28 protein-coding genes and 1 riboswitch are annotated in these 24,545 nt (G+C 74.1%); of the genes, 14 read left to right on the top strand and 14 right to left on the bottom strand.

Annotation, left to right across the window (positions count from 1 at the left end):
• Positions 1–5: 5 nt before the first annotated feature.
• Positions 6–719 (top strand): 5-formyltetrahydrofolate cyclo-ligase, encoded by a 714-nt coding sequence (locus SCATT_RS01670; protein ID WP_014141135.1) that lies wholly within the window; start codon positions 6–8, stop codon positions 717–719.
• A 35-nt stretch (positions 720–754) separates the two neighbouring features.
• Here the strand turns inward: SCATT_RS01670 and mug are convergent, their stop codons facing one another.
• The 6 genes from mug to SCATT_RS01640 all read right to left on the bottom strand — a co-directional run bounded on the left by mug (position 755) and on the right by SCATT_RS01640 (position 6,586).
• Positions 755–1,324, bottom strand: coding sequence for a G/U mismatch-specific DNA glycosylase (mug, locus tag SCATT_RS01665; protein WP_014141134.1), 570 nt, complete (start codon positions 1,322–1,324; stop codon positions 755–757).
• Positions 1,321–2,754, bottom strand: coding sequence for an adenylosuccinate lyase (gene purB, locus SCATT_RS01660; protein ID WP_014141133.1), 1,434 nt, complete (start codon positions 2,752–2,754; stop codon positions 1,321–1,323). Before purB ends, mug begins: the two co-directional genes overlap by 4 nt.
• An 86-nt stretch (positions 2,755–2,840) precedes the next feature.
• Positions 2,841–3,644, bottom strand: a complete 804-nt coding sequence (locus SCATT_RS01655) for an SGNH/GDSL hydrolase family protein (RefSeq protein ID WP_014141132.1) — start codon at positions 3,642–3,644, stop codon at positions 2,841–2,843.
• A 34-nt stretch (positions 3,645–3,678) separates the two neighbouring features.
• Positions 3,679–4,725 carry a hemolysin family protein gene (locus tag SCATT_RS01650; RefSeq protein WP_014141131.1) on the bottom strand — a complete coding sequence of 349 codons (1,047 nt, stop codon included), beginning with the start codon at positions 4,723–4,725 and terminating at the stop codon, positions 3,679–3,681.
• Positions 4,725–6,074 (bottom strand): hemolysin family protein, encoded by a 1,350-nt coding sequence (locus tag SCATT_RS01645; RefSeq protein WP_014141130.1) that lies wholly within the window; start codon positions 6,072–6,074, stop codon positions 4,725–4,727. Before SCATT_RS01645 ends, SCATT_RS01650 begins: the two co-directional genes overlap by 1 nt.
• A gap of 62 nt (positions 6,075–6,136) precedes the next feature.
• Positions 6,137–6,586 carry a GNAT family N-acetyltransferase gene (locus tag SCATT_RS01640; RefSeq protein WP_014141129.1) on the bottom strand — a complete coding sequence of 150 codons (450 nt, stop codon included), beginning with the start codon at positions 6,584–6,586 and terminating at the stop codon, positions 6,137–6,139.
• A gap of 173 nt (positions 6,587–6,759) precedes the next feature.
• On the opposite strand from SCATT_RS01640, the gene SCATT_RS01635 reads away from it, so the two are divergent.
• Positions 6,760–7,047: a toxin-antitoxin system HicB family antitoxin gene (locus SCATT_RS01635; protein ID WP_014141128.1), complete on the top strand. Its 288-nt coding sequence runs from the start codon at positions 6,760–6,762 to the stop codon at positions 7,045–7,047.
• The gene (locus SCATT_RS01630) at positions 7,044–7,424 is read left to right on the top strand and encodes a hypothetical protein (RefSeq protein ID WP_014141127.1); all 381 of its coding nucleotides are present in this window, start codon (positions 7,044–7,046) and stop codon (positions 7,422–7,424) included. Before SCATT_RS01635 ends, SCATT_RS01630 begins: the two co-directional genes overlap by 4 nt.
• A 13-nt stretch (positions 7,425–7,437) precedes the next feature.
• On the opposite strand, the gene SCATT_RS01625 is transcribed toward SCATT_RS01630, so the two are convergent.
• From SCATT_RS01625 to bioB, 4 genes are all read right to left on the bottom strand, one after another.
• Positions 7,438–8,091, bottom strand: a complete 654-nt coding sequence (locus SCATT_RS01625) for a class I SAM-dependent methyltransferase (protein WP_014141126.1) — start codon at positions 8,089–8,091, stop codon at positions 7,438–7,440.
• Positions 8,092–8,578: 487 nt separating this feature from the next.
• Positions 8,579–9,325, bottom strand: a complete 747-nt coding sequence (gene bioD, locus SCATT_RS01620; protein ID WP_014141125.1) for a dethiobiotin synthase — start codon at positions 9,323–9,325, stop codon at positions 8,579–8,581.
• 2 nt (positions 9,326–9,327) lie between these two features.
• Complete coding sequence (locus SCATT_RS01615) at positions 9,328–10,632, bottom strand: adenosylmethionine--8-amino-7-oxononanoate transaminase (RefSeq protein ID WP_014141124.1); 1,305 nt, start codon at positions 10,630–10,632, stop codon at positions 9,328–9,330.
• Positions 10,625–11,785 (bottom strand): biotin synthase BioB, encoded by a 1,161-nt coding sequence (bioB, locus tag SCATT_RS01610; protein ID WP_014141123.1) that lies wholly within the window; start codon positions 11,783–11,785, stop codon positions 10,625–10,627. Before bioB ends, SCATT_RS01615 begins: the two co-directional genes overlap by 8 nt.
• 147 nt (positions 11,786–11,932) lie before the next feature.
• On the opposite strand from bioB, the gene SCATT_RS01605 reads away from it, so the two are divergent.
• Positions 11,933–13,153, top strand: coding sequence for an 8-amino-7-oxononanoate synthase (locus tag SCATT_RS01605; RefSeq protein ID WP_014141122.1), 1,221 nt, complete (start codon positions 11,933–11,935; stop codon positions 13,151–13,153).
• Between the two features lie 197 nt (positions 13,154–13,350).
• Complete coding sequence (locus SCATT_RS01600) at positions 13,351–13,812, top strand: ATP-binding protein (RefSeq protein WP_014141121.1); 462 nt, start codon at positions 13,351–13,353, stop codon at positions 13,810–13,812.
• Positions 13,813–13,849: 37 nt separating this feature from the next.
• Here SCATT_RS01600 and SCATT_RS01595 read toward each other — a convergent pair whose 3' ends face one another.
• The 3 genes from SCATT_RS01595 to SCATT_RS01585 form a co-directional block, all read right to left on the bottom strand.
• Positions 13,850–14,323 carry a C40 family peptidase gene (locus tag SCATT_RS01595; RefSeq protein ID WP_014141120.1) on the bottom strand — a complete coding sequence of 158 codons (474 nt, stop codon included), beginning with the start codon at positions 14,321–14,323 and terminating at the stop codon, positions 13,850–13,852.
• 4 nt (positions 14,324–14,327) lie between these two features.
• Positions 14,328–14,494, bottom strand: a riboswitch (cyclic di-AMP (ydaO/yuaA leader).
• A 302-nt stretch (positions 14,495–14,796) separates the two neighbouring features.
• On the bottom strand, positions 14,797–15,105 hold the full coding sequence (locus tag SCATT_RS01590; RefSeq protein ID WP_014627295.1) for a hypothetical protein: 309 nt from the start codon (positions 15,103–15,105) through the stop codon (positions 14,797–14,799).
• Positions 15,106–15,110: 5 nt separating this feature from the next.
• Positions 15,111–15,764, bottom strand: a complete 654-nt coding sequence (locus SCATT_RS01585; RefSeq protein WP_014141118.1) for an ATP-dependent Clp protease proteolytic subunit — start codon at positions 15,762–15,764, stop codon at positions 15,111–15,113.
• A gap of 74 nt (positions 15,765–15,838) precedes the next feature.
• Here SCATT_RS01585 and SCATT_RS01580 point away from each other — a divergent pair, with 74 nt between their 5' ends.
• The 9 genes from SCATT_RS01580 (at position 15,839) to SCATT_RS01540 (ending at position 23,736) form a co-directional block, all read left to right on the top strand.
• Positions 15,839–16,147 (top strand): type II toxin-antitoxin system Phd/YefM family antitoxin, encoded by a 309-nt coding sequence (locus SCATT_RS01580; protein ID WP_041824329.1) that lies wholly within the window; start codon positions 15,839–15,841, stop codon positions 16,145–16,147.
• A gap of 299 nt (positions 16,148–16,446) precedes the next feature.
• Positions 16,447–16,749, top strand: a complete 303-nt coding sequence (locus tag SCATT_RS01575) for an urease subunit gamma (protein WP_014141116.1) — start codon at positions 16,447–16,449, stop codon at positions 16,747–16,749.
• Between the two features lie 14 nt (positions 16,750–16,763).
• Complete coding sequence (locus tag SCATT_RS01570; RefSeq protein WP_014141115.1) at positions 16,764–17,117, top strand: urease subunit beta; 354 nt, start codon at positions 16,764–16,766, stop codon at positions 17,115–17,117.
• Positions 17,110–18,831, top strand: a complete 1,722-nt coding sequence (locus SCATT_RS01565; RefSeq protein ID WP_014141114.1) for an urease subunit alpha — start codon at positions 17,110–17,112, stop codon at positions 18,829–18,831. Before SCATT_RS01570 ends, SCATT_RS01565 begins: the two co-directional genes overlap by 8 nt.
• A 67-nt stretch (positions 18,832–18,898) precedes the next feature.
• Positions 18,899–19,612, top strand: a complete 714-nt coding sequence (locus SCATT_RS01560) for an urease accessory protein UreF (RefSeq protein ID WP_014141113.1) — start codon at positions 18,899–18,901, stop codon at positions 19,610–19,612.
• 48 nt (positions 19,613–19,660) lie between these two features.
• Positions 19,661–20,353: an urease accessory protein UreG gene (gene ureG / locus SCATT_RS01555; RefSeq protein WP_014141112.1), complete on the top strand. Its 693-nt coding sequence runs from the start codon at positions 19,661–19,663 to the stop codon at positions 20,351–20,353.
• A complete protein-coding gene (locus SCATT_RS01550; RefSeq protein ID WP_014141111.1) occupies positions 20,350–21,147 on the top strand; it encodes an urease accessory protein UreD in 798 nt (265 codons plus the stop codon). Before ureG ends, SCATT_RS01550 begins: the two co-directional genes overlap by 4 nt.
• A gap of 213 nt (positions 21,148–21,360) precedes the next feature.
• On the top strand, positions 21,361–22,968 hold the full coding sequence (locus tag SCATT_RS01545; RefSeq protein ID WP_014141110.1) for an alpha/beta hydrolase: 1,608 nt from the start codon (positions 21,361–21,363) through the stop codon (positions 22,966–22,968).
• A gap of 183 nt (positions 22,969–23,151) precedes the next feature.
• Complete coding sequence (locus SCATT_RS01540; protein ID WP_014141109.1) at positions 23,152–23,736, top strand: DUF1707 SHOCT-like domain-containing protein; 585 nt, start codon at positions 23,152–23,154, stop codon at positions 23,734–23,736.
• On the opposite strand, the gene SCATT_RS01535 is transcribed toward SCATT_RS01540, so the two are convergent.
• Entirely contained in the window at positions 23,708–24,424 is a 717-nt protein-coding gene (locus tag SCATT_RS01535) for a lysophospholipid acyltransferase family protein (protein WP_014141108.1), read from the bottom strand. The genes SCATT_RS01540 and SCATT_RS01535 overlap by 29 nt on opposite strands.
• Positions 24,425–24,545 lie beyond the last annotated feature (121 nt).

Here is a 24,545-nt window from a genome sequence, read left to right as displayed (position 1 = left end):
CATGGGTGGAGATCGACCAGGCCAAGCAGGCCATGCGTGAGAAGGTGTGGAAACAGCTCATCGAGGGCGGGGGCGCTCCCGAGGACTCGTACGGCAAGATCCCCGGCTTCTACGGCGCGGAGGCCACAGCGGAGCGTCTGAGCGATATCCCGGGGTGGCAGCGAGCCCGAGTCGTGAAGAGCAACCCGGATTGGGCGCAACTTCCAGTGCGCCGCCTGGCGCTTGTAGAGGGCAAGCTCCTCTACATGGCGGTACCGAAGATGGCGAGCCTTGAGCCGTTTATCGAGCTTGACCCGACTGACCTCGACTCACCGGCGGATGCTGCCGAGAAGAAGGCTGCCACCCAACTCGGCCGGCGAGTGGGCGTAGAAGCCATGCGTCCTATCGACGTGGTGGTGTGCGGATCGGTGGCCGTGAACCGGTCGGGCGCTCGCATCGGGAAGGGGGCCGGGTACTCCGACCTTGAGGTTGCCCTCTTGATCGAGGCGGGCTTGGTGACGGATGAGACGATGATCGTCGCGCCCGTTCACGCGCTCCAGGTGGTCGAGGAAGACATCCCCGAGACAGAGCACGATTTCTCGGTGGACTACATCGTCACTCCTGACGAGGTGATCCCCTGCACTAACCGGCGACGCCCCAGCGGCCTTGTTTGGGCCGACCTTAGCCCGGAGAAGATCGCGGCGATTCCGGCGCTGGCAGCACGGGCCGGACAGGGGTAGCCGTAGCCGTCCCTGGGGGTGACTAGACGGCTGGACTAGTCACCAGGCCCACTCGCACAAGACGCGTCGGGTAGCCCCGTGACCAGCCGAAACGCACGAAACGCATCCGTCAGCTTGGGTGTAGTCCACAGCGCATTGAGCCCACTGGGGTTGGGCAGCGCCCAGATCCGGGTGGCACCGATCGTCCGCTCCTGCGGCCCGATCCGCGCGCCCGGTTCGCCGAAGGCGGTGCGGTACGCGGTGATGCCCGCGACCGCCAGCCAGCGCGGCCGGTGCCGCAGCACGGTACGGACCAGGATCTCGCCGCCGGTCCGCAACTCCTCGACGGTCAGCTCGTCGGCCCGGGCGGTCGCGCGGGCCGCCACGTTGGTGATGCCGAGCCCGTGCTCCAGCAGCAGGTGCTGCTCGGCCGGGGCCAGCCGCCGCGGGGTGAAACCGGACAGATGGAGCGCCGGCCAGAACCGGTTGCCGGGCCGGGCGAAGTGGTGCCCGGTGGCCGCCGAGAGCAGACCGGGATTTATGCCACAGAACAGAACGCGGAGGCCGTCCGCGATCACATCCGGAACGGTGCGGTCGCGGGCGGCCTCCAACTCCTCGGGGGTCAAAGAATGGCCCCGGGGGCGTAACCGGCGGCCTGCGGATGGCGCGCGGCCACCTCCTCGACCCGGCGGACCACCGCCGCGACCTGGTCGGCCGCGGCACCGGTGAACGACAGCCGGTCGGCCATCAGCGCCTCCAGCGCCGCCCGGTCCAGCGGGATCCGCTCGTCGGCGGCGAGCCGGTCCAGCAACGCGTTGCGTTCCGCGCCCTTCTCCCGCATCTCCAGCGCGGTGGCCACCGCGTTCTCCTTGATCGCCTCGTGCGCCACCTCGCGGCCCACCCCGGCCCGTACCGCCCCCATCAGCACCTTGGTGGTGGCCAGGAACGGCAGGTAACGGTCGAGTTCCCGGGTGACGACGGCCGGGAAGGCGCCGAACTCGTCCAGCACCGTCAGGAACGTCTCCAGCAGGCCGTCGAAGGCGAAGAAGGCGTCCGGCAGCGCGACCCGGCGCACCACCGAGCAGGAGACGTCGCCCTCGTTCCACTGGTCGCCGGCGAGCTCACCGGCCATCGAGGCGTAACCGCGCAGCACGACCGCCAGCCCGTTGACCCGCTCGCAGGAGCGGGTGTTCATCTTGTGCGGCATGGCGGACGAACCCACCTGTCCGGGCTTGAACCCCTCGGTCACCAGCTCGTGGCCGGCCATCAGCCGGACCGTCTTCGCCAGCGAGGAGGGCGCCGCGGCCAGCTGCACCAGCGCGGTGACCACCTCGTAGTCCAGCGAGCGCGGGTAGACCTGGCCGACCGAGTCGAAGACGTGGTCGAAGCCCAGGTGGCCGGCGATCCGCCGCTCCAGCTCGGCCAGCTTGCCGGCGTCCCCGCCGAGCAGGTCGAGCATGTCCTGCGCGGTGCCCACCGGACCCTTGACGCCCCGCAGCGGATAGCGGCGCAGCAACTCCTCGACGCGCTCGAAGGCCACCAGCAGCTCGTCGGCGGCGGTGGCGAAGCGCTTGCCCAGCGTGGTGGCCTGCGCGGCGACGTTGTGCGAGCGGCCGGCCATCACCAGCTCACCGTGTTCCGCCGCCAGCCGCGCCAGCCGCGCCAGCACGGCGACGGTGCGGTCCCGGACCAGTTCCAGGGAGAGCCGGATCTGCAACTGCTCGACGTTCTCGGTCAGATCCCGCGAGGTCATCCCCTTGTGGATCTGCTCGTGCCCGGCGAGCGCGTTGAACTCCTCGATACGGGCCTTCACATCGTGCCGGGTGACCTTCTCACGCTCGGCGATGGAGGCCAGGTCCACCTGGTCGAGCACCCGCTCGTAGTCGGCCAGGGCTCCTTCCGGCACCTCGATGCCGAGATCCCGCTGGGCCCGCAGCACGGCGAGCCACAGCCGGCGCTCGAGGACCACCTTCTGCTCGGGCGACCACAAGGTGGCGAGTTCGGCCGACGCGTAGCGATTGGCCAGGACGTTCGGAATGCGGGGCTTCACGGTCACGTGACCAGAGTCTACTGGCGGTTCGCGCAGGTCCGGACAGTGGCCGGGGTTGGAGGTTGCTACGAGTACGGGGTGGCCGCGGCGGCTCACACCTCGTACGGCAGCAGCTCGCCGCGCTTGGGCGGCCGGCCGTCGCCGGAGGAGCGGCCGGACAGCCGGCGGCCTATCCACGGCAGCAGGTGGACGCGGGCGAACCGCAGGTCGGCGGTGCGCCGGGTGAGCCATCCCGGGGGCACCGCGGTCGGCAGCGGGGCCCGCCAGTCGCACTCGGGTGGCAGGCCCAGTGCCTGCCACACCGCCTCGGCCACCCGGCGGTGGCCCTCGGCGTTCAGATGCAGCCGGTCGTCGGCCCACATCCTCGGGTCGGCCAGCGCCTCGGCGGAGAACAGGTCGACCACGATCGCGCCGTGCTCGGCCGCCAGTTCGTCGATGAACGCGAACAGCCGCTCCATGCGCGGCCGGAACCGTTCCAGCACCGGTCCGCGTCGCCCCGGGCTGCGCATCAGCACCAGTTGCCGGCAACTCGGCGCCAGCCGCCCGGCCGCCTCGGCCAGCCGGGCGCACACCAGCTCCACGTCGCACTTGGGGCGCAGCACGTCGTTGAGGCCGCCGACCAGCGTCACCAGATCGGCGCCCATCGCCGCCGCAGGGGCGGTCTGCTCGGCCGCGATCTGCCCGATCAGCTTGCCGCGCACCGCCAGGTTGGCGTACCGGAAGCCCGGCGTGCGGGCCGCCAGCCGGGCCGCCAGCAGATCGGCCCACCCCCGGTAACCGCCGTCCGGCAGCAGATCGGACATCCCCTCGGTGAACGAGTCCCCGACCGCGGCGAAGCTGGTGATCACCGGACCGGCCGAGGGGCGCGGGACGGTGGTGTACTGATCGTCAGGCATGGCCCGGTGATGGTATCCCGCGCCCCCGCGACGGTCAGGGGCGGGTGTCCCGGTCGCCGGGGTCCGGCCGCGGGGCCGGACCGACCAGCTCACGCAGCACGTCCTCCATGGTCACCAGGCCCACCGCGCGACCGTGCGGATCGAGCACCGCGGCCAGGTGCGCGCGGCGGGCCCGCATCGCGGTGAGCGCGTCGTCCAGCGGCGCGGCCCCCCGGATCCGGGGCATCGGCCGCAGAGCGGCGGCGCCGAACGGGGCGTCCCGCGGCTCCGCGTCGAGCGCGTCCTTGACGTGCAGGTACCCCAGGACCCGGCCGCCCCGGTCGGTCACCGGGAACCGCGAGTAACCGGAGCGGGCGGCCAGCACCTCCAGCTCGGCCGGGGTGATGCCCGGCCAGGCGTACACCACCCGGTCGGCCGGGAGCACCACCTCGCGCACCGGACGGCGCCCCAGCTCCAGCGCGTCCTGCAACCTGGTGGCCGCCCGCTCGTCCAGCAGCCCGGCCTGGCCGGCGTCGGTCACCATCCGGGCCAGCTCCGCGTCGGAGAACGCGGCGGCCACCTCCTCCCGGGTCTCCACCCGCAGCAGCCGCAGCCCCGCCCCGGCCAGCCCGTTGACCACCCGCACCAGCGGGCGCAGCGCCCGGGTGAGCCCCACCAGCGGCGGGCCGAGCACCAGCGCGGTGCGCACCGGATCCGCCAGCGCCACGTTCTTCGGCACCATCTCCCCGAAGAGCATGTGCAGATAGGTGGCGACCGCCAGCGCGATCACGAAGGAGACCGTGGTCACCACCGAACCGGGCACCGAGGCGGCCCGGAACACCGGCTCCAGCAGACGCCCGATGGCCGGTTCCGCGACCGCGCCCAGCACCAGCGTGCACACCGTGATCCCCAGCTGCGCCGTCGCCATCAGCGCCGAGACGTGCTCCAGCGCCCACACCACCCGGCGCGCCCGCCGGTCACCCTCCTCCGCCAGCGGATCGACCTGACTGCGGCGCACCGACACCAGGGCGAACTCGCCGCCCACGAAGAAGGCGTTGGCCACCAGCGTCAGCACCGCCACCACCAGCCGCACGACGGTCATCACCGGCCACCACCCCCCGGCGCCGGTCCGCGGTGGCCGCGCGGCCCGCCCGGCGGCGAGGTGACCCGCAGCCGGGCCGCCCGGTGTCCCGCGGCCTCGGTGACCTCCAGCAGCCATCCGGCGACCTCGACCCGGTCACCGTGTTCCGGGATCCGCCCGAGCCGCTGCGCCACCAGTCCGGCCAGCGTCTCGTAAGGACCCGGCGGCACCCGCAGCCCGATCTCCTCCAACTGGTCGGTGCGGGCCGCCCCGTCCGCGTCGTACACCCGGGCGCCGCCGCCCGTCACCCGCAGCAGCACCAGGTCGGCCGTCTCGTGCGGGTCGTGCTCGTCGCGGACCTCGCCGACCACCTCCTCCACGATGTCCTCCAAGGTGGCCACCCCCGCGGTGCCGCCGTACTCGTCGATCACCACGGCCATGCTCCGGTCACCGGCCAGCCGGTCCAGCAGCCGGTCGACGGTGAGCGACTCCGGCACCAGCAGCGGCTCGCGCATCAGCGAGGTGACCGGCCGGCGGGGCCGCTCCTCCACCGGCACCGCGAGCACGTCCTTGATGTGGACGACGCCGGTCACCGTGTCGAGGCTGCCCCGGTGCACCGGGAACCGGGAGAGGCCGGTGGCCCGGGTGGCGTCGGCGACGTCGGCCGCGGTGGCCCGCTCGTCCAGCGCGGTGACCTGCACACGCGGCGTCATCACGTTCTGCGCGGTCAGGTCGGCCAGGCTCAGGGTGCGGATGAACAGCCGCGCGGTGTCCGCCTCCAGCGCCCCCTCCCGCGCCGAGTGGCGGGCCAGCGCCTCCAGTTCCTGGCGCCCGCGGGCCGAGGCCAGTTCCGCCGCCGGCTCCAGGCCGAGCCGGCGCAGCACCCGGTTGGCGGTGTTGTCCAGGTGCGAGATCACCGGCCTGAAGAGGGCGCTGAAGACCCGCTGCCAGCCGGCCACCGCGCAGGCCACGGTCAGCGGGCGGGAGATCGCCCAGTTCTTCGGCACCAGCTCGCCGACGACCATCAGCACCACGGTGGAGACCACGGTGCCGATCACCAGCGCCACCGTCGTCGTGGCCGCGCCCAGCCCGATCGCCCGCAGCGGCCCGGTCAGCAGACGCGCCACCGACGGTTCGGCGATCATGCCGATCACCAGCCCGGTCACCGTGATGCCGAGCTGCGCCCCGGAGAGCTGGTACGACAGCCCGCGTACCGCGGTCAGCGCGCCGGCCGCCCCGCGTCTGCCCTCCCGTGCCGCCACTTCCAGCTCCGAGCGCTCCACGGTGGTCAGCGAGAACTCGGCGGCCACGAAGACACCGCAGGCCAGCGCGAGTACCAGGGCGAGCAGCAGCAGGAGCACGTCGGTCATCGGGACACCTCCCCTTCATGCTCGGCCGGACGGCGGCGGGGCGCGCGACGCGGATCGGCCGTTCAGCCGGTGGCCCGCCCGGTCGTCCGCCCGGTCAGCGGCTTGGTCCAGCGGCTCCACCGCGGCTCGGGGGCGTACCCCGCCGCACGCCACGCGGGGTGGGCCGTCTCGTTGCGGTCGAGCACCATCGCGTCCCCGCGCCGCCCGCCCAGCCGGGTGAACCGTTCCTCCGCGGCGGCGAGCAGCCGCCCGGCGATCCCGCGCCGGCGCGCGCCGGGGTGGACCGCGAGCCGGTACAGATGGCAGCGCCAGCCGTCGAACCCGGCGATCACGGTGCCCACCAGGTCGCCGTCGCGCTCGGCCAGCAGCACCGCCTCCGGGTCGTGCGCGATCAACCGGGAGACCCCCGCCCGGTCGTCACTGATGCTCGTCCCCTCCGCCGCGATCCGCCAGAACGCCAGCAGGGCGTCCACGTCACCGGGGCGCGCGGTGCGTATCCGAAGATCATCCATGGCGCCTACCCAACCACCGCGGACACCACCCGGGAAAACCGATTCCACCGTGGGGAACACCGCCGTTCACCACCGGCTGCCGTGCGGGCGTGCGCCCCGGGTGCGCCCGTGCTCCCCGGTTGCCCCCGGACCTCGCTTGCCGCTGCTAGCGGATCGGCGCTAGCGTGACGGGTATGGCCAAGACACAGCTGAACGTGCGGGTGGACGAGACCACCGCCGAGGCCGCCCGGGCGCGCGCCTCGCAACGTGGCATCAGCGTGAACCGCTACATCGAGGAACTGGTCCGCGGCGACCAGGCGGAGAACGGCAGGACGTTCGTCGAGGCGGCGGCCGACTTCATGAAGCAGTACGAGACCGTCTTCGCCGAAGAGTTCGGCCGCGACCGGGAGGGCCGCATCGACCCGCTCGACCCCGCCGGGGAGCCGTTGCCGCCGCACACCGCGGGCCCGGCCACCGCGTGAGCCTGCGTGTCGACCTCTCCTGGCTGCTGATGGTCGCCGAGCACAACACCCCCGGTGATCCGCAGGTGACCGACTGGGGGGCGCTGCTCGCCGCGCTCGCCCGCCACCAGGCCGAGATATTCGGTACCCCCATCTACCCCGAACCCGAGCAACGCGCCGCCGCGATGCTCCAACTCCTCGTCCACGTCCCCGCGTTGGAGCGCTCCAACGTCCTGTTCGCCTCCGCCGTCGCCTACGCCTACCTGGTGGCCAGCGGCCTGAAGGTGGTCACCTCACCGGAACAGGTACGGGACCTGGCCCGGCTGGTCAAGGACGGCACCGCGGACGTCGAACGCATCGCCCGGGAACTGCGCGGCTGGACCGCCGAACCGCACTGAACCCCGGCCGCCCTCACCGCCGGTACGCCGTCGCCAGCACCACCGGCATCGACGCCCCGCCACGCAGCCGCGGCCGGCGCACCTCGCCCACCTCGAACCCGGCCGCGGCCACCTGCGCCAGCGTGTCCCGCGCGGTACGGCACCCGCCGAAGAGCAACGGCCACACCGTGTGGTCCAGCGCCCACTGCGCCGCGACCCCGGCCCGGCCGCGCGCCCGTACGTGCTCCAGCAACCGCAACTGGCCGCCGGGCCGCAGCACCCGGTGCAACTCCAGCAACGCGCGCCGCTGGTCGCGCACCGAACACAACACCAGCGTGGCGACGGCGGCGTCGAACGCCTCCGACTTGACCGGCAGCGCCTCGGCGACCCCGGGCACCACGTCCACCGGGATCCCCAGCCGCAGCCCCTCCCGGATCGCCGCGCCGCGCAGCCGCCGTTCCGGCTCCACCGCCACCACCTCGCTCACCTCCCGCGGATAGTGCCGGAAGTTGAGCCCGGAACCGGCCCCGATCTCCAGCACCCGCCCGGAGAGCCCGGCCAGCGACTCCTCCCGGTAGCGCGGCATCCCCGCCCGGCGGTCCAGCCCCGGCGCGCACCGCGCGTACCACCGGGCGAAGAGCGGATGACGCACCGGCTCCCTCCCCGGCCGCCCGGTCACCGTCCCCATCCGAGGCCCCCTTTCCCGCGGAACGCCCCCATTCTGCCGGTTCCGCCCCCGCGAGGGGAGACCGCGTGCGGCCCCCGCGAACGCGCCCCCCGGGGAGGGTGGGTTCACGCCGCCTGCCGTCGGCGTCCCCTCCCGGCGCCCACCCCGCGAACGCGCCCTCGCAGGGGCCGTGGCGCCGGCCCGGTGACGCGTCCGGTACGGGTGCGGGCGCTCAGCGGCTCGTCTGCCGCAGGCTCTACCGTGCAGTCGCCTCCGCTGAGAGAGGCCACGCGAACGCGCCCCGGTCGGACGGCAGTTGTCCGCCGCAGGCTCTGTCGCGCGGCTGCCTACGCCGGGGGGAGCGCGCCAACGCGGGCCGCGGCGCCCACCCCGTGACGATGCCCGGCACGGGCGCGGGCAACCGGGAGTTGCCGACCGCGGGCCCTGTCGCGCAGCCCCCACCGAGGGGCCCGCACGACCGCGCCCCTCCCGGAGGGCGCCGCAGCCGCTACCGCGCGACCGACTCCGCCGGAGGGCGGGTTGCCGATGCCACCCGGGTCGCGAACGCCGACGCGTCCCAGGTGCCGCCCAGTTCGGGGGCGAGCCAGTCGGGGGCCGTACGGCGGAAGGTGTCCGGGGGGAGGGTGCCGCTGGCTTCGGGGATGGCGCCGAGCAGGGGGACGCCGGTGACCTCGGGGAGGTCGGCGACGTTGCAGCGGGCGGCGAGGCCGGGGTGGGTCGGCCAGGCGCCGATGACGACGCCGGGGCAGGACAGGCCGCGGCGGCGCAGTTCGCGGACGGTCAGTTCGGTGGCGTTGAGCGTGCCGAGCCCGGCCTGTGCGACCACCAGCACCGGCGCGTCGAGCAGCGCGGCGGCGTCGGCCAGCGTCGCGTCGTCGTCGAACCGGACCAGCAGCCCGCCGGCCCCCTCCACCAGCACCAGGTCGTGCCCGGCGGCGAGCCGGCCGGCCGCCTCGGCGACCTGGTGCGGGCGCACCGCCGGCCGCCCCGACCGGCGGGCCGCGGTCGCCGGCGCCAACGGCTCGGGGAACCGGGCGAGTTCGGCCGTGGTGACCGCCCCCGCCAGCCGTACCACCGTGGCCGCGTCCCCCGGCTCGTCCGGGCCCACCCCGGTCTGGGCCGGCTTGAGCACCGCCACCGTCCGCCCGGCCGCCACCGCCGCCGCGGCCACCGCCGCCGTGGTCACCGTCTTGCCGATCTCGGTGCCGGTCCCCGTCACGAACATCACGGCCATCGTCAGCCCTCCCTCGCCGCGGCCAGCACCGCCGCGCAGATACGTGCCACGTCGTCGTCCCCGGTGACGTACGGCGGCATGGTGTAGATCAGGTCGCGGAACGGACGCAGCCACACCCCGGCGCGCACCGCGGCCCGGGTGGCGGCGGCCACGTCCACGTCGTGGTCGAGCTGCACCACCCCGATCGCGCCCAGCACGCGGACGTCCCGCACCCCGGGCAGCGCGGCGGCGGGGGCCAGCCCGGCGCGCAGCCCCGACTCGATCCGCCGGACCTCGCCGGCCCAGTCCTGGCCGAGCAGCAGGTCGATGGAGGCACCGGCCACCGCGGCGGCCAGCGGGTTGCCCATGAACGTCGGCCCGTGCGCCAGCACCGGCACCGCGCCGCCGGAGATCCCCTCGGCCACCCGGGACGTGCACAACGTGGCCGCCAGCGTCAGGTAACCGCCGGTCAGCGCCTTGCCCACGCACATCACATCGGGGGCCACCCCGGCGTGCCCGGCCGCGAACAGGGCACCGGTGCGGCCGAAACCGGTGGCGATCTCGTCCAGCACCAGCAGGACGTCGTGCTCGTCGCAGGCCTCCCGCAGCACCCGCAGGTAACCGGGGGAGTGGAAGCGCATCCCGCCCGCGCCCTGCACCACCGGCTCCACGACCACCGCGGCCAGCTCGTCGGCGTCCCGGGCGATCAGGTCCCGCAGGTGGTCGCGGTATCCGGGGTCGGGCTCGTCGGCGAAGCCGCCCGGTGGGGCGTCCGCGAAGACCTGCGCCGGCAGCAGCCCGGACCACAGGTGGTGCATGCCGCCGTCCGGATCGCACACCGACATCGGCTGCCAGGTGTCCCCGTGGTAGCCGCCGCGCCAGGTCAGCAGCCGCCGCTTGGCCGGACGCCCCACGGAACGCCAGTACTGCAGGCACATCTTGACCGCCACCTCGACCGAGACCGACCCGGAGTCGGCCAGGAAGACATGGCGCAACGGCTCCGGGGTGATCTCCACCAGCCGGGTGGCGAGCCGGACGGCCGGCTCATGGGTGAGCCCGCCGAACATCACATGGCTCATCCGCTCCAACTGGCCGCGGGCCGCCTCGTTGAGCACCGGGTGGTTGTAGCCGTGGATCGCCGACCACCACGACGACATGCCGTCCACCAGCTCGGTTCGTCCGCCGTCCAGCGCCGCCACCCGCAGCCGGACCCCGGCGGCCGACTCCACCACCAGCGGCTCCTCCCGGCCGGGCATCGGGCCGTACGGATGCCACACGTGCGCCCGGTCGAGCCGCAGCAGCTCGCGGACGCCGTCCGCCTCACGCATTGGGCGGCAGGTCGGTACCGGCGCCACGGCGGCGCACGGCGACCAGGTCGGTGCGCGCGGCGGCGGGCACGGCGGACGCGTCCTCCTGCGCCGTGTCCGGCCGCGGCGCGCAGGAGCCCTCGGCGTGACCGCAGCCGCCCGCCGCGCCCCGCCGGTGCTCCGGCAGCGTGGCCGTCCCCGCGCCCTCCACCTCGAAGCCGGCGTCGGCGATCATCTCCAGGTCGGCCTTGCCCGCCTGGCCCTCGCTGGTCAGGTAGTCGCCCAGGAAGACGGAGTTGACCAGGTGCAGGGCGAGCGGCTGGAGGGTCCGCAGATGGATCTCGCGCCCGCCGGCCAGCCGCACCTCCACGTCCGGGCAGACGAACCGCACCATCGCCAGGATCCGCAGGCACCGCTGCGGCGTCAGCGTCCACTCCTTGGCCAGCGGGGTGCCCTCGAACGGGATCAGGAAGTTGACCGGCACCGAGTCCGGGTCGAGTCCGCGCAGCGCGAAGACCACGTCCACCAGGTCCTCGTCGCTCTCGCCCATCCCCGCGATCAGCCCGGAGCACGCCGACATCCCGGCGCCCTGGGCCTGCTTGACGGTGGCCACCCGGTCGGCGAAGTCATGCGTGGTGCAGATGTCGCCGTAGGTGTTCTCGGAGGTGTTGAGGTTGTGGTTGTAGGCATCGGCGCCGGCCGCCCGCAGCCGTTCGGCCTGGCCGTCGGAGAGCAGGCCGAGGCAGGCGCAGACCTCCACGTCCTCGTTGTGCTCCTTGATGGCCTCGATGGTCTTCGCCACCCGGTCGACGTCCCGGTCGGTGGGGCCGCGTCCGCTGGCCACCAGGCAGACCCGCTTGGCGCCGCCGGCCACCCCGGCCGCCGCCGCCTCGGACGCCTCCTTGGGCCCCAGCCAGGTGTACTTGAGGATGTCGGCACCCGAGCCGAGCCGCTGCGAGCAGTACGAGCAATCCTCCGGACACAGCCCCGACTTGAGGTTGACCAGATAGTTGAGCTTCACCCGCCGCCCGAACCACCTGCGGCGCACCCGGCCGGCCGCGGCTACCACGTCCAGCAGTTCGTCGTCGGAGGTGGCCAGCACCGCCAGCGCCTCCTCGCGGGTCGGCGACTCGCCCCGCAGTCCCTTGTCCACCAGCGTCTTCAGCAGGTCCATGGGGTTAGATCCTGGCCGAGCGGAAGGGCTCGGACCAGTGCGGGATGACACAAGTCACGGCAGTCGGCGTGTGTGGATCACCACATCGGCCGACCGCCCCGCGCCGGGTTAGGTTGCCTGCAAACCAACCGACCACCCGGGACCGTCATGACGCCTGCCGCTGATCACCGCTCCGCCTCCGGTGCCCGTACCGGGGCCGCCCCGGCCGACCCGTTCGGCTGGCTCACGGCCCGGGCGGAGGTACGGCGCCGGGCCGGGCTCGTCCGGGTGCTGCGGCCCCGCGCGGCCGACAGCGCCCACCTCGACCTGGCCGGCAACGACTACCTCGGGCTCGCCCGCCACCCGGAGGTGACCCGGGCCGCCGCCGACGCCGCGCTGCGCTGGGGCGCCGGCTCCACCGGGTCCCGGCTGGTCACCGGCTCCACCGAACTGCACGCCCGGCTGGAGGCCGAACTCGCCGAGTTCTGCGGCTTCGAGGCGGCCCTGGTCTTCGCCACCGGCTACGCCGCCAACCTGGCCGCCGTCACCGCGCTCTCCGGGCCCGACGCGCTGATCGTCTCCGACGAGGCCAACCACGCCTCGCTCATCGACGGCTGCCGGCTGGCCCGCGCCCGGCGCCTCGTCGTCCCGCACCGCGACCCCGAAGCGGTCGGCAAGGCGCTCGACGGCCACCCCGGCAGCGCCCTGGTCGTCACCGACTCGGTCTTCTCGGTGGACGGGGACGCGGCACCGCTGGCCGGCCTCGCCGAGGTGTGCCGGACGGCCGGGGCCGCGCTGCTGGTGGACGACGCGCACGGACTCGGCGTCCTCGGCGCGGGCGGGCGCGGACTGCCGGCCTCCGTCGGGCTCGCCGGCGCCCCCGGGGTGGTGGCCACCGTCACCCTCTCCAAGGCGCTCGGCGCCCAGGGCGGCGCGGTGCTCGGCCCGGCGCCGGTCATCGAGCACCTGGTCAACTCCGCCCGGACGTTCATCTTCGACACCGGACTCGCCCCGGCCGCGGTCGGCGGCGCGCTGGCCGCGCTGCGGCTGCTGCGCCGCGAGCCGGAACGGGCGGAACGGGCACGCCAGGTCGCGTCACTGCTCCACCACGGGGTGACCGCCGCCGGACTGGTCTCCGCGCGGCCGGACGCCTGCGTGCTGTCGGTACGGGCGCCGTGCCCGGAGTCGGCGGTGCGCTGGGCCGCCGACTGCCGGGTCGCCGGGGTCGCCGTCGGCTGCTTCCGGCCGCCGTCCGTCCCCGACGGCATCTCCCGGCTGAGGCTGTCGGCGCGCGCGGACCTGACCGACCGTGAGGTGGCACGGGCCGTCGACGTCATCGCCGGTGCGGCACCGGAGGGCGCCAAGGCCCTTGCGTCCAAGGCGGGTTGACGACCGCGCCCCGGCTCGCCGATATGCCGTCCGCGCCCCCAAATGCCGCCCGCCCAGGCAGAGTTCACCGCTTCGAGGGACAGGCATATGCATTCGTTGGCGCCCGCGCGGGCCGCGGCGGCAGCATGGGGGCTCCGGCGGCCGGTCCTCCCGGCCGCCGTAGCTTGGCGAGCCGGTGGACAAGGGACGACGACGCGATGGCAGACCATCAGGAAGCTTCCGTCACGCTGCCGAGCGAGCCCGCCTCGGTCTCCGTCGCGCGCGGCTACGTCACCGGGGTCCTCGCCGACTGGGGGCTGCCGAAGGACGCCCCGGCGGCCGACGCCGTCCGGCTCATCGTCTCCGAACTCGCCACCAACGCCATCCGCCACACCGGCGGACGCTCGCCCGACTTCACCGTCGGCCTCCGCCTCGACGAGCACGAGTGGCTGCGCCTCGGGATCACCGACGGCCACCCCCGCCGCCCCCGGCGGCTGCCCCCCGCCCCGGACCGGGACAACGGCCGCGGGCTGCTCATCGTCGCCCACCTCGCGGCCGAAGCCGGCGGTTGCGTGACGGTCGAGCCGACCGCGGAGGGCGGCAAGACGGTGTGGATCGCGCTGCCCTGGCGGACTGCGGCGGCCGGGCCGGAACCCGCCGGCGAGGCGGGCGCGCGGTGACCCGGCCGCCGCTGCCCGCACGGAACGGCGCGGCGGCTCACCTCACCCGGCCGTACCAGACGTCCGGCGTCCAGATCCGCTCCAGCCGCACCCGGGCGCCGCTCTTCGGGGCGTGCCACATCCGGTTGTGGCCGGCGTAGACGCCGACGTGGTAGACGCCGTCGCCGTGGTGGAAGAAGACGAGGTCACCGGGGGCCCGGGCGGCGGCGGCCACGTGCCGGGTCCGCTGGTACTGGTCGGCCGCGGTGCGCGGCAGCGAACGGCCCACCGCGCGGAAGGCGTAGAGCGTCAGCCCCGAGCAGTCGAACCGGGACGGGCCGGTCGCCCCGTACTCGTACGGTGAGCCCTGCTTGGCGGCGACCACCTCCAGCACCCGGCCGGCCACGGTGGCGCCGCGGGCGGGCGCGGGCAGGCCGGGGACGAGGGCCCCGGCGGCGAGGGCGGCGGTGGTCAGGAGCGATGTGGTCGCGGCTCGGCCGAACAGGGCGGGAGAGCCAGACGGTGCAGACATGCGCACCCCTTCGTCCTAGCGCCTGCGAAGGATGGCCTGTCGGGTTCGGGCAGGCGAAGATGCCCGGCCGCTCTCGCGCGGCTTCACCCCAAGGGGCCGCTACCGGTGCGCCCGGACGGCCCCGTCATGATCGGGTCCTCCGCTCCTGCCAAGCTGTGGTGTCGACCTGGCGTCCGGGCGCCGGCAGGACTCGGCGTGCGCCCGGACCGCCCCGCCACCGCGGCGGGGGCTTGTCGTCACCACGGATGATGGCGCACCGATGCCAGTGTCGCCGATCGTGCCGAACCACCCGTGTCGCCGATCCCGGCCGGTAACTACCGCTGGTCACACGCGTGTTGCGGGGCTGAGAAAACGTCAAGGAAGGATGCACCACGGGAGTGGCGAATCCGCCGTACGGTGGAAATCGACTCCGCCCGGGCGGATCACCCTCGCCCCGATGGCGTACGCCCCGGGCCTTCCCGCGGGCCGGCGCCTCACCGCGGCGGCTGCTCCGGAGGGATCGCGGGCCTTCCCGCGCGCCGTTCGCCGTCGAGGACGCGCATGGCCTCCGCCAGCACCCTGGTGTGCAGCTCGTGTTCGCCGCGCTCGTACATCAGCTCGAGCGCGGCCCGCAGTTCCGTGGCCCGGGCCACCAGCGCCTGGGCGGCGCGCAGCGCGGAGTACGTCTGCGTGGTGCGCGCCGGGTTGATCTTCCCGAGCAGGTCGGCGGCTTCCAGATAGCGGTCGATGACCTCGCCCTCGGCCCGGGTGAGGGCGGGCAGCGGCGGCAGTTCGGGGACCACCTCGCTCACCTCGGGCCGGGTGCGGCGGGGGCCTTGCGGCTGCGGGTGAGGTGGTCGACCAGGCCGTACGCGCGGGCCCCGGGGCCGTCGAGGACGGTGGCGCGCTCGATGTCGGCCTGGATCCGCTCGATCGGCCGGCCGGTGTGCTCGGCCAGCAGCTCGGCGGTGCGGGTGCGCCGGCGTTCCATCTCGGCGGCCTGGATCTCCAGGTCGGCGGTGGTGCCCTGGACGGGCTCGGGGATGGCCGGCTGCTCCAGCACGATCCGGGCGCCGGGCAGGGCGAGCCGCTTGCCCGGGGTGCCCGCCGCCAGCAGCAGCGCCGCCGCGGCGACGGCCTGGCCGAGGCAGACCGTCTGGATGTCGCAGCTGATGTACCGCATGGTGTCGTAGACCGCCGTCATCGCCGTGAACGAGCCGCCGGGCGAGTTGATGTAGAGCTGGATGTCCTGGTCGGGCGAGGCGTATTCGAGGTGCACCAGCTGGGCCATCACGTCGTTGGCCGCGGTGTCGTCGACCGGGGTGCCGAGGAAGATCACCCGCTCGGAGAGCAGCTTGCCGTAGGGGTTCATGGCCAGCAGGCCCTGGCTGGTGCGTTCGGTGAACTCCGGCAGCACGTAACGGGCGGTCGGCGCGGGCGGGACTGCGGACGGCTGGCGCATCACGACTCCTCCGGGGCGCCGGATCCGGCGCCTGTGCAGAATGTACAGGACGTACATTTGGTTATCATGGGAGCATGGCCCATGAAGTCCCGGTGACACAAGCCCGCGCGGAACTGGCGGAGTTGATCAACCGCGTCGTCTACGGCGGGGAGAGAGTCGTCGTCACCCGGCACGGCAGGCCGCTGGTCGCCCTGGTGTCCGCCGCCGACCTGCGACGACTCGAGGAAGCGGAGGAGGCCGCGGAGCCCGTGGAGGAGCCGGTGATCACCACCGTCTCCCGGCTGGGCGCGGTCGCGTCCGCCACCGGCGAACGCGGGCGCTTCGGCATCGCGGCCGAACACATCGACCCGTCCGGCGGTACGGGGCGCCACCCGGGCCCCTGAGTGCGGCGGAACGGTTCGCCGCGTGGCGGTCCGCCGGAGGAAACGGTTCCGCCGGGCCGCGCCACACCCCTTGGCGCCGGGCGGAAGAAACGCTTCCGCCCGGCCCGTTCCGGCCGAACGGTTCGTTAACGCCCGCGAAATGACGCCGAACCAGACATGTAATCGCCCTGCAAAATCCTGGATAGTGGCTGGTCAAAGGCGTGTCACTCTGACCACCGGTGCGCGATGATCGATCAAACGGGCGTGCTTCCCGGCCGCGCCGGGCCGCACGTCGGGGATGACGTGTGAGGTGGTGAAGCGTGCAACTGACGCCGCATGAACAGGAACGCCTTCTGATCCACGTGGCAGCCGACGTGGCCGAAAAGCGCCGGGCCCGCGGACTGAGGCTCAACCACCCCGAGGCGGTGGCCCTGATCACCTCCCACATCCTCGAAGGCGCCCGCGACGGCCACACCGTCGCCGAGCTGATGTCCTCCGGACGCAAGGTGCTCACCCGCGACGAGGTCATGGAGGGCATCCCCGAGATGCTCAAGGACGTCCAGGTGGAGGCCACCTTTCCGGACGGCACCAAGCTCGTCACCGTGCACCAGCCGATCGCCTGACAGGACGTCGTCCGATGATCCCCGGAGAGATCCACTTCGCCGACGAGCCCGTGATGCTGGGCGCCGGCAAGCCCGTGACCCGGTTGACCGTGCTCAACCGCGCCGACCGCCCCGTACAGGTCGGCTCCCATTACCACTTCGCCGAGGCCAACCCCGGACTCGACTTCGACCGCGCCGCCGCCCGCGGACTGCGCCTGGCCGTACCGGCCGGCACCGCCGTCCGCTTCGAGCCGGGCATCCCGGTCGAGGTCGAACTGCTGCCGATCAGCGGAGCCCGGATCGTCGCCGGACTGCGCGGCGAGACCGCCGGCCCCCTCGACCCGGACGCCACCGACGCGCCGACGGCCGGAGGGAACCGCGATGCGTGAACTGAGCCGCCCCGCCTACGCCGACCTGTTCGGCCCCACCACCGGCGACCGCGTCCGCCTCGCCGACACGGCCCTGTTCGTGGAGATCGAACGTGATCTCTCCGGCGGCCCCGGCGCCTCCGGCGACGAAGCGGTCTTCGGCGGCGGCAAGGTGATCCGCGAATCCATGGGCCAGTCCCGCCTCACCCGGGCCCAGGGCGCCCCGGACACCGTGATCACCGGCGCGATCGTGCTCGACCACTGGGGCGTGGTCAAGGCCGACGTGGGCATCCGCGACGGCCGGATCACCGCCCTGGGCAAGGCCGGCAACCCCGAGACCATGGACGGGGTCCACCCCGCGCTGGTGATCGGCCCGGAGACGGAGATCATCGCCGGCAACGGCCGGATCCTCACGGCCGGCGCCATCGACGCCCACGTCCACTTCATCTGCCCGCAACTGGTCGACGAGGCGCTGGCGGCCGGGGTCACCACGCTGGTGGGCGGCGGCACCGGCCCCGCCGAGGGCAGCAAGGCCACCACCATCACCCCGGGCGCCTGGCATCTGGCCCGGATGTTCGAGGCGATGGAGGACCTCCCGGTCAACGTCGGTCTGCTGGGCAAGGGCAACACCGTCAGCAGCGAGTCGATGTACGACCAACTGCGGGCCGGGGCCGTGGGCTTCAAGATCCACGAGGACTGGGGGGCCACCCCGGCGGTCATCGACGCCTGCCTGACCGTCTGCGACGCCACCGGCGCCCAGGTCGCCATCCACACCGACACCCTCAACGAGGCCGGGTTCGTGGAGGACACCCTCGCCGCCATCGCCGGCCGGGGCATCCACGCCTACCACACCGAAGGCGCCGGCGGCGGCCACGCACCCGACATCATCACCGTGGTCTCCCGGCCCAACGTGCTGCCCTCGTCCACCAACCCCACCCGCCCGCACACCGCCAACACCGTCGAGGAACACCTCGACATGCTGATGGTCTGCCACCACCTCAACCCGGCCGTCCCGGAGGACCTGGCGTTCGCCGAGTCCCGCATCCGGCCGTCCACCATCGCGGCCGAGGACGTGTTGCACGACCTCGGGGCGATCTCCATCATCTCCTCCGACTCGCAGGCGATGGGCCGCATCGGCGAAGTGGTGCTGCGCACCTGGCAGACCGCGCACGTGATGAAGGAACGCCGCGGCGCCCTGCCCGGCGACGGCGCCGCCGACAACCACCGGGCCCGTCGCTACGTCGCCAAGTACACCATCAACCCGGCGATCGCCCAGGGCCTGGACGACGAGATCGGCTCGGTGGAGCCGGGCAAACTCGCCGACCTCGTGCTGTGGGACCCGGCGTTCTTCGGCGTCAAGCCCCAACTCGTCGTCAAGGGCGGCCAGATCGCCTACGCGCAGATGGGCGACGCCAACGCCTCCATCCCGACCCCGCAGCCGGTCCTGCCACGGCCGATGTTCGGCGCCACCGGACGCGCCGCCGCCTCCGGCTCGTTCAACTTCGTCACCCCCACCGCACTCGACGCCGGCCTGTCCGAACGGCTGGGCCTGCGCAAGGAGTTCCGCGCCATCCGCAGCACCCGCGGTGTCACCAAGGCCGACATGCGGGAGAACGACGCCATGCCGGACGTGGTGGTCGACCCCGACACCTTCACCGTACGCATCGACGGCCAGGTGGTGGAGGCGCGGCCGGCCGAGAAACTCCCCATGGCCCAGCGGTACTTCCTGTTCTGACGCCTTGCCGCATCCGGTGGGCGGGCGCCGGCCCGCCCCGTCCCCTCCTTCGTGGAAAGCCCCCGCCATGACCGCTGCCCCCGCACCCCAGGCCCCGTCGCACCCGGCCGCCCGGGCCGCGCTGCTCGTGCTCGCCGACGGGCGGTTCCCGGCCGGCGGCCACGCCCACTCCGGTGGCGCGGAGGCCGCGGTCAAGGCCGGACGGCTGCGGGACGCGGCGAGCCTGGAGGCGTTCTGCCGGGGACGGCTGCACACCGCCGGGCTGGTCGCCGCCGCCCTCGCCGCCGCGGCTGCCGACGGCGTCGATCCGCTGCTGCTCGACGAGGCCGCCGACACCCGTACCCCCTCGCCCGCGTTGCGGGCGGTCGCCCGCAAGCTGGGCCGGCAGATGATGCGGGCGGCCCGCGCCACCTGGCCGTCGCAGGCGCTGGCCGCGCTCGCCGAGCACCGGCCGCGCGGCGCCCACCAGCCGGTGGTGCTGGGGTTGGCCGCCGCGGCGGCCGGACTCGGGCCGTACGACGCGGCCGAGGCGGCGGCCTACGAGTCGGTCGGCGGACCGGCGACCGCCGCCGTGCGGCTGCTGAGCCTCGACCCGTTCCAGGCCACCGCGGTCCTCGCCCGCCTCGCCCCCGAACTCGATCAGGTGGCGCGGCAGGCGGTGGCCGCCGCCCGGCGCGCCGCCGACCAGGGGGTGGCCGCCCTGCCGGCCGCCTCCGCGCCCCTGCTCGACATCACCGCCGAGGCGCACGCCGCCTGGCCGGTGCGCCTGTTCGCCTCGTAGCCGGGCCCGCCCCGGCCCCCCGCCGTACCCCCGTCACCGGAGCCGACCATGCACCTGGACCACCCCGAGACCTACCCGCAGCGCCACGCCCACAGCGCCCCCGCCCACCGCACCGACGGCACCCGCCGCGCGCTGCGGATCGGGCTGGGCGGACCGGTCGGCTCCGGGAAGACGGCCACCGTGGCCGCCCTCTGCCGCGAGCTGCGCGACGAGCTGTCGCTGGCCGTGGTCACCAACGACATCTACACCCGCGAGGACGCCGAGTTCCTGCTGCGCAACGCGGTCCTGCCGCCCGAGCGGATCAGCGCGGTGGAGACCGGCGCCTGCCCGCACACCGCCATCCGGGACGACATCTCGGCCAATCTGGAGGCCGTCGAGGAACTGGAGGAGCGGGTCGGCCCGCTCGACCTGGTGCTCGTCGAGTCCGGCGGCGACAACCTGACCGCCACCTTCTCCAAGGGCCTGGTCGATGCGCAGATCTTCGTGATCGACGTGGCCGGCGGCGACGACATCCCGCGCAAGGGCGGCCCCGGCGTCTCCACCGCCGACCTGCTGGTGATCAACAAGACCGACCTCGCCCCCTACGTCGGCTCCGACCTGGAGCGGATGGCCCAGGACGCCAAGGCGCAACGCGGTGACCTGCCGGTCGCCCTCACCGCGCTGACCGCCGAGAACGGCGTCGCCCCGGTGGCGCACTGGGTCCGCGAGCAGCTCGCCGCCTGGTCCGCGGGCGCGGCGTGACCGCCGTCCTGGAGCAGCCGCCGCACCCGGCCGGGGTACGCGCCACCGCGCGGATCGTCGCCGAGGCCGACGGGCACGGCGGCACCCGGCTGCCGGTGCTCGACGGCGAGGGGCCGCTGGCGCCGCGCCGCACCCGGCCGTCCGGCCCCGGGGCGCGGGTCACCATGGTCGGCGCGATGACCGCACCGCTCGGCGGCGACCGGCTGCGGGTGGAGACCGAGGTACGCGCCGGGGCCCGGCTCGACGTCGACGCGGCGGCGGCCACCGTGTCGCTGCCCGGCGTCACCGGCGCCCCGGCCGGTTACGACGTGCGGCTCACGGTCGGCCCCGGGGCGGAACTGCGCTGGCTGCCGGAACCGTTGATCGCCGCGGCCGGCAGCGACCTGGTGCTCACCACCGAGGCCGAGCTGGCCGCCGACGCCCGGCTGGTGCTCCGCGAGGAACAGGTGCTGGGCCGCGCCGGGGAGGCCCCGGGCCGGCTGGTCACCCGGCTGTCGGTGCGCCGGCGCGGCCGTCCCCTCCTCGACCAGGAGCTGGCCTTCGGCCCCGGGGTCCCCGGCTGGTCCGGGCCCGCGGTGCTCGCCGGGTACGCCGCGGTGGGCCAACTCCTGCTCGCCGGGCCGGAGTTCGCCGACGGCGCCGGGGAGGCGTACTCGCTGCCCGCCGCCGCGGGGGAGGGCGAGGCGGTGGTGACGCCGCTGGCCGGTCCGGCCGTGCTGGTGACCGCGGTGGCCCCGGACGCGCTGCGGCTGCGCCGGCTGCTCGACCAGGGGTGGGCGCGGCTGGCCCGGTGAGCGCGCTGGGCCACCGGCGGTAGATCGGCCGCGGGCGTCCCCCGGGCGGACGTGCCCCGTTGGCGGCGCGGACAACTCCCCGGCGAAGCTTACGAAATGATGAAGAAAAACCTGTGCGATCTGTCCACGCCCGGTCCCGGGACGCGAGGATCCTGCCGTAGCTGTGTGACCTCCGCCGCCACGAGCGGTGGACCAGCAGGAGGAGGGGCTTCCTTGAGACGTATCGCCGTGCTAGGAGCGATCGGCGCCCTGATCGCGGGCACCGTCGCCGTCACGCCCGCGGCGGCGACCACCGACCCGGTGCCGGGCGGCCGGGCCGAGGCGGTGGGTACCGCCATCGCCGCCCAGCACGCCGCGGACACCGGCGTCCGGTGGACCGCCTGTCCCAAGGACTGGGGCCTGGAGGCCCCCATCCAGTGCGGCTACGTGACCGTGCCGGTCGACTACGCCAGGCCGTACGGGCCCACCATCCGGCTCGCGGTGGACCGGATCCGCAGCACCGGCACCCGGGCCGAGCGGCAGGGCGCGCTGCTGTACAACCCCGGCGGCCCCGGCGGCTCCGGGCTGAAGTTCCCGCGCCGGGTCACCACCAAGAGCGCGCTGTGGACGCAGACCGCCAAGGCATACGACTTCGTCGGCTTCGACCCGCGCGGGGTGGGCCACTCCGCCCCGATCTCCTGCGAGGACCCGAAGGAGTACGTCAAGGCGCCCAAGCCCGACCCGGTGCCCGCCAACGAGGCGGAGAAGCTGGTCCAGCGCAAGATCGCCAAGGCGTACGCGGACGGCTGCCTCAAGCGCTCCGGCCGGCTGCTGGCCCACATGACCACGCTGGACACCGCGCGCGACATGGACGTCATCCGGGCCGCCCTCGGTGAGCGGAAGCTGAACTACCTGGGCGTCTCCTACGGCACCTACCTCGGCGCGGTCTACGCCACGCTCTTCCCGACCCATGTGCGCCGGCTGATCGTGGACAGCGTCGTCGACCCGGCGCCCGACCACATCTGGTACCGCGACAACCTCGACCAGGACATCGCCTTCCAGGGCCGCTGGAAGGACTGGGAGAACTGGGTCGCCAAGCACAACGCCGTCTACCACCTGGGCAACACCGCCGACAAGGTCGAGCGGCAGTGGCTCAAGCTGCGCGCCGCCGCCAAGAAGCACCCGCTCGGCGGTGTGGTCGGCCCGGCCGAACTGATCAGCTTCTTCCAGAACGCGCCCTACTACGACGCGTACTGGACCATCGTGGCCGACGCCTTCAGCAAGTACGCCGCCGGTGACGCCAAGCCGCTGATCGCCGCCGCCGGACCGGACCTGAAGAACACCGCCGCCAACGCCGCGGCGGAGAACGGCACCGCGGTCTACACCGCCGTGGAGTGCACCGACGCCAAGTGGCCCACCGACTGGCGCCGCTGGGACCGCGACAACACGCTGCTCAACCGCAAGTACCCCTTCATGACCTGGGCCAACGCCTGGATGAACCTGCCGTGCGCCACCTGGGGCGTGCCGCAGCTGCGCCCGGTGGACGTGCACTCCTACCCCGGGCTGCCCAGCGTGCTGATCGTGCAGAGCACCCGTGACGCGGCCACCCCGTACGCGGGCGCCCTGGAACTCCACCGCAGGCTGCGCGGCTCGGAGCTGATCACCGAGAAGGACGCCGGTTCGCACGGCGTCACCGGCCTGGTCAACCCGTGCATCAACGACCGGGTCACCAACTACCTCGTCAACGGCAGGCTCGACGGCCAGGACGTGGTGTGCGGGCCGCACGCCACCCCCGAGCCCACCCCGGCCAAGAGCGCGGCGAAGACGAGGACCGCCGCCTGACCGCGCCACCGAGCGCATAGCGCCACGCCGTACGGGCGGCGCGCACCCGGACTCCTCGGGGCGCGCCGCCCGTCCGCGTTCCGCGGTCTCCCACCGGCTTGCCCCCGCGCGCAATAACGCGATATAACGTGTCCGACGTCCGGGGGACCGGACCATCCGCCGCACCCAGCCGAGGACTCCGCCATGGCCGCCCGCCCCGAACTTGATCTGCGCGCCTCCGACGCCGAACGCGACCGGGTCGCCGCCGTACTCGCCGACGCCCTCGCGGGCGGACTCCTCGACCCGGCCGAGCACGCCGAACGCCTGGAGGCCGTCTACGCCGCCCGCACCCGCGGCCAGCTCGCCCCGGTCACCGCCGACCTGCCCGAACCGGCCGCCGGCGCCGACCTCACCGGCCACCTCGACACCGGCCCCGTCCAGGCGCTCTTCAGCAAGATCCGCCGCGGCGGCCAGTGGCCGGTGCCGCCGCTGACCGTGGTGCGTTCCCGGTTCGGCGCCGTCGTCATCGACCTGCGGCACGCCGTCTTCACCCGCCGCGAGGTCGTCATCGACGCCGGCTCGTTCTGCGGCAAGATCGAGATCCTGGTGCCGGAGGACGCCCAGGTCTACGACACCGGCACGGCGCTGTTCGGCAAGCGCTCGCAGCCCGGCGGCGACGGCCCGGTGGGGGAGGGCGGCCCGGTGGTGCGCATCACCGGACGCTCGGTGCTCGGCCACGTCCGGGTGATGCGCGGCGGCTTCAAGTACCCCTGGCGCGACTGGAGTTGACCCCGCCGCCCGCCGCCGACTCCGCCTTCACCTCGGCGGCGTACCGGTCCACGTACTCCTGGCCGGAGAGCTTCAGGACGGCGTACATGATCTCGTCGGTGACCGAGCGCAGCACCGCCCGTTCGCCCTCGTGGCCGGCGAACCGGGAGAAGTCCAGCGGCTCCCCGAAACGGACGGTCACCCGGCGGATCCGGGGCAGGAGCCGGCCCGGCGGCTGCACCTCGAAGGTGCCCACCATGGCGCACGGCACCACCGGCGCCCCCGACGCGATCGCCAGCACGGCGACCCCGGTGCGCCCCTTGTACAGCCGCCCGTCCGGCGAACGCGTCCCCTCCGGGTAGATCCCCAGCAGCTCGCCCCGTTCCAGCACCGCCAGCCCCTCGCGCACCGCGGAGCGGGCCGCGGCGCCACCGGTGCGGTCCACCGGTATCTGCCCGGCGGCGCGGAAGAACGCGGCCACCACGGCGCCCTTCAGCCCCGGCCCGGTGAAGTACTCCTGTTTGGCCAGGAAGGTGATCCGGCGCCGGAGGATGGCCGGCATCAGGAAGTGGTCGGAGAACGACAGATGGTTGCCGGCGACGATGGCCGGCCCCGCGTCGGGCACGTGCTCCAGCCCTTCCACCCGGGGCCGGAAGAGCAGCCTCAGCCATGGCCCCAGCAGCAGGTGTTTCAGGATGCGGTAGAACACACTCCTGGCTTACCTCCGAACGGCCGCCGAGGACAGGGCCCCGCGCGTCCCTCGTTCGTGGCGCGTTCCCGGTCCGTCCGCGCCCCGTCGGTACGGCGGGCGGACGCAGGCGGGCGGCCGG

The organism is Streptantibioticus cattleyicolor NRRL 8057 = DSM 46488 (assembly GCF_000240165.1).
In the GTDB taxonomy this organism is placed as follows: Bacteria; Actinomycetota; Actinomycetes; order Streptomycetales; family Streptomycetaceae; genus Streptantibioticus; species Streptantibioticus cattleyicolor.
The sequence above is the reverse complement of the archived record's forward strand: the minus strand, read 5'-3'. Positions and strand labels throughout refer to the sequence as shown.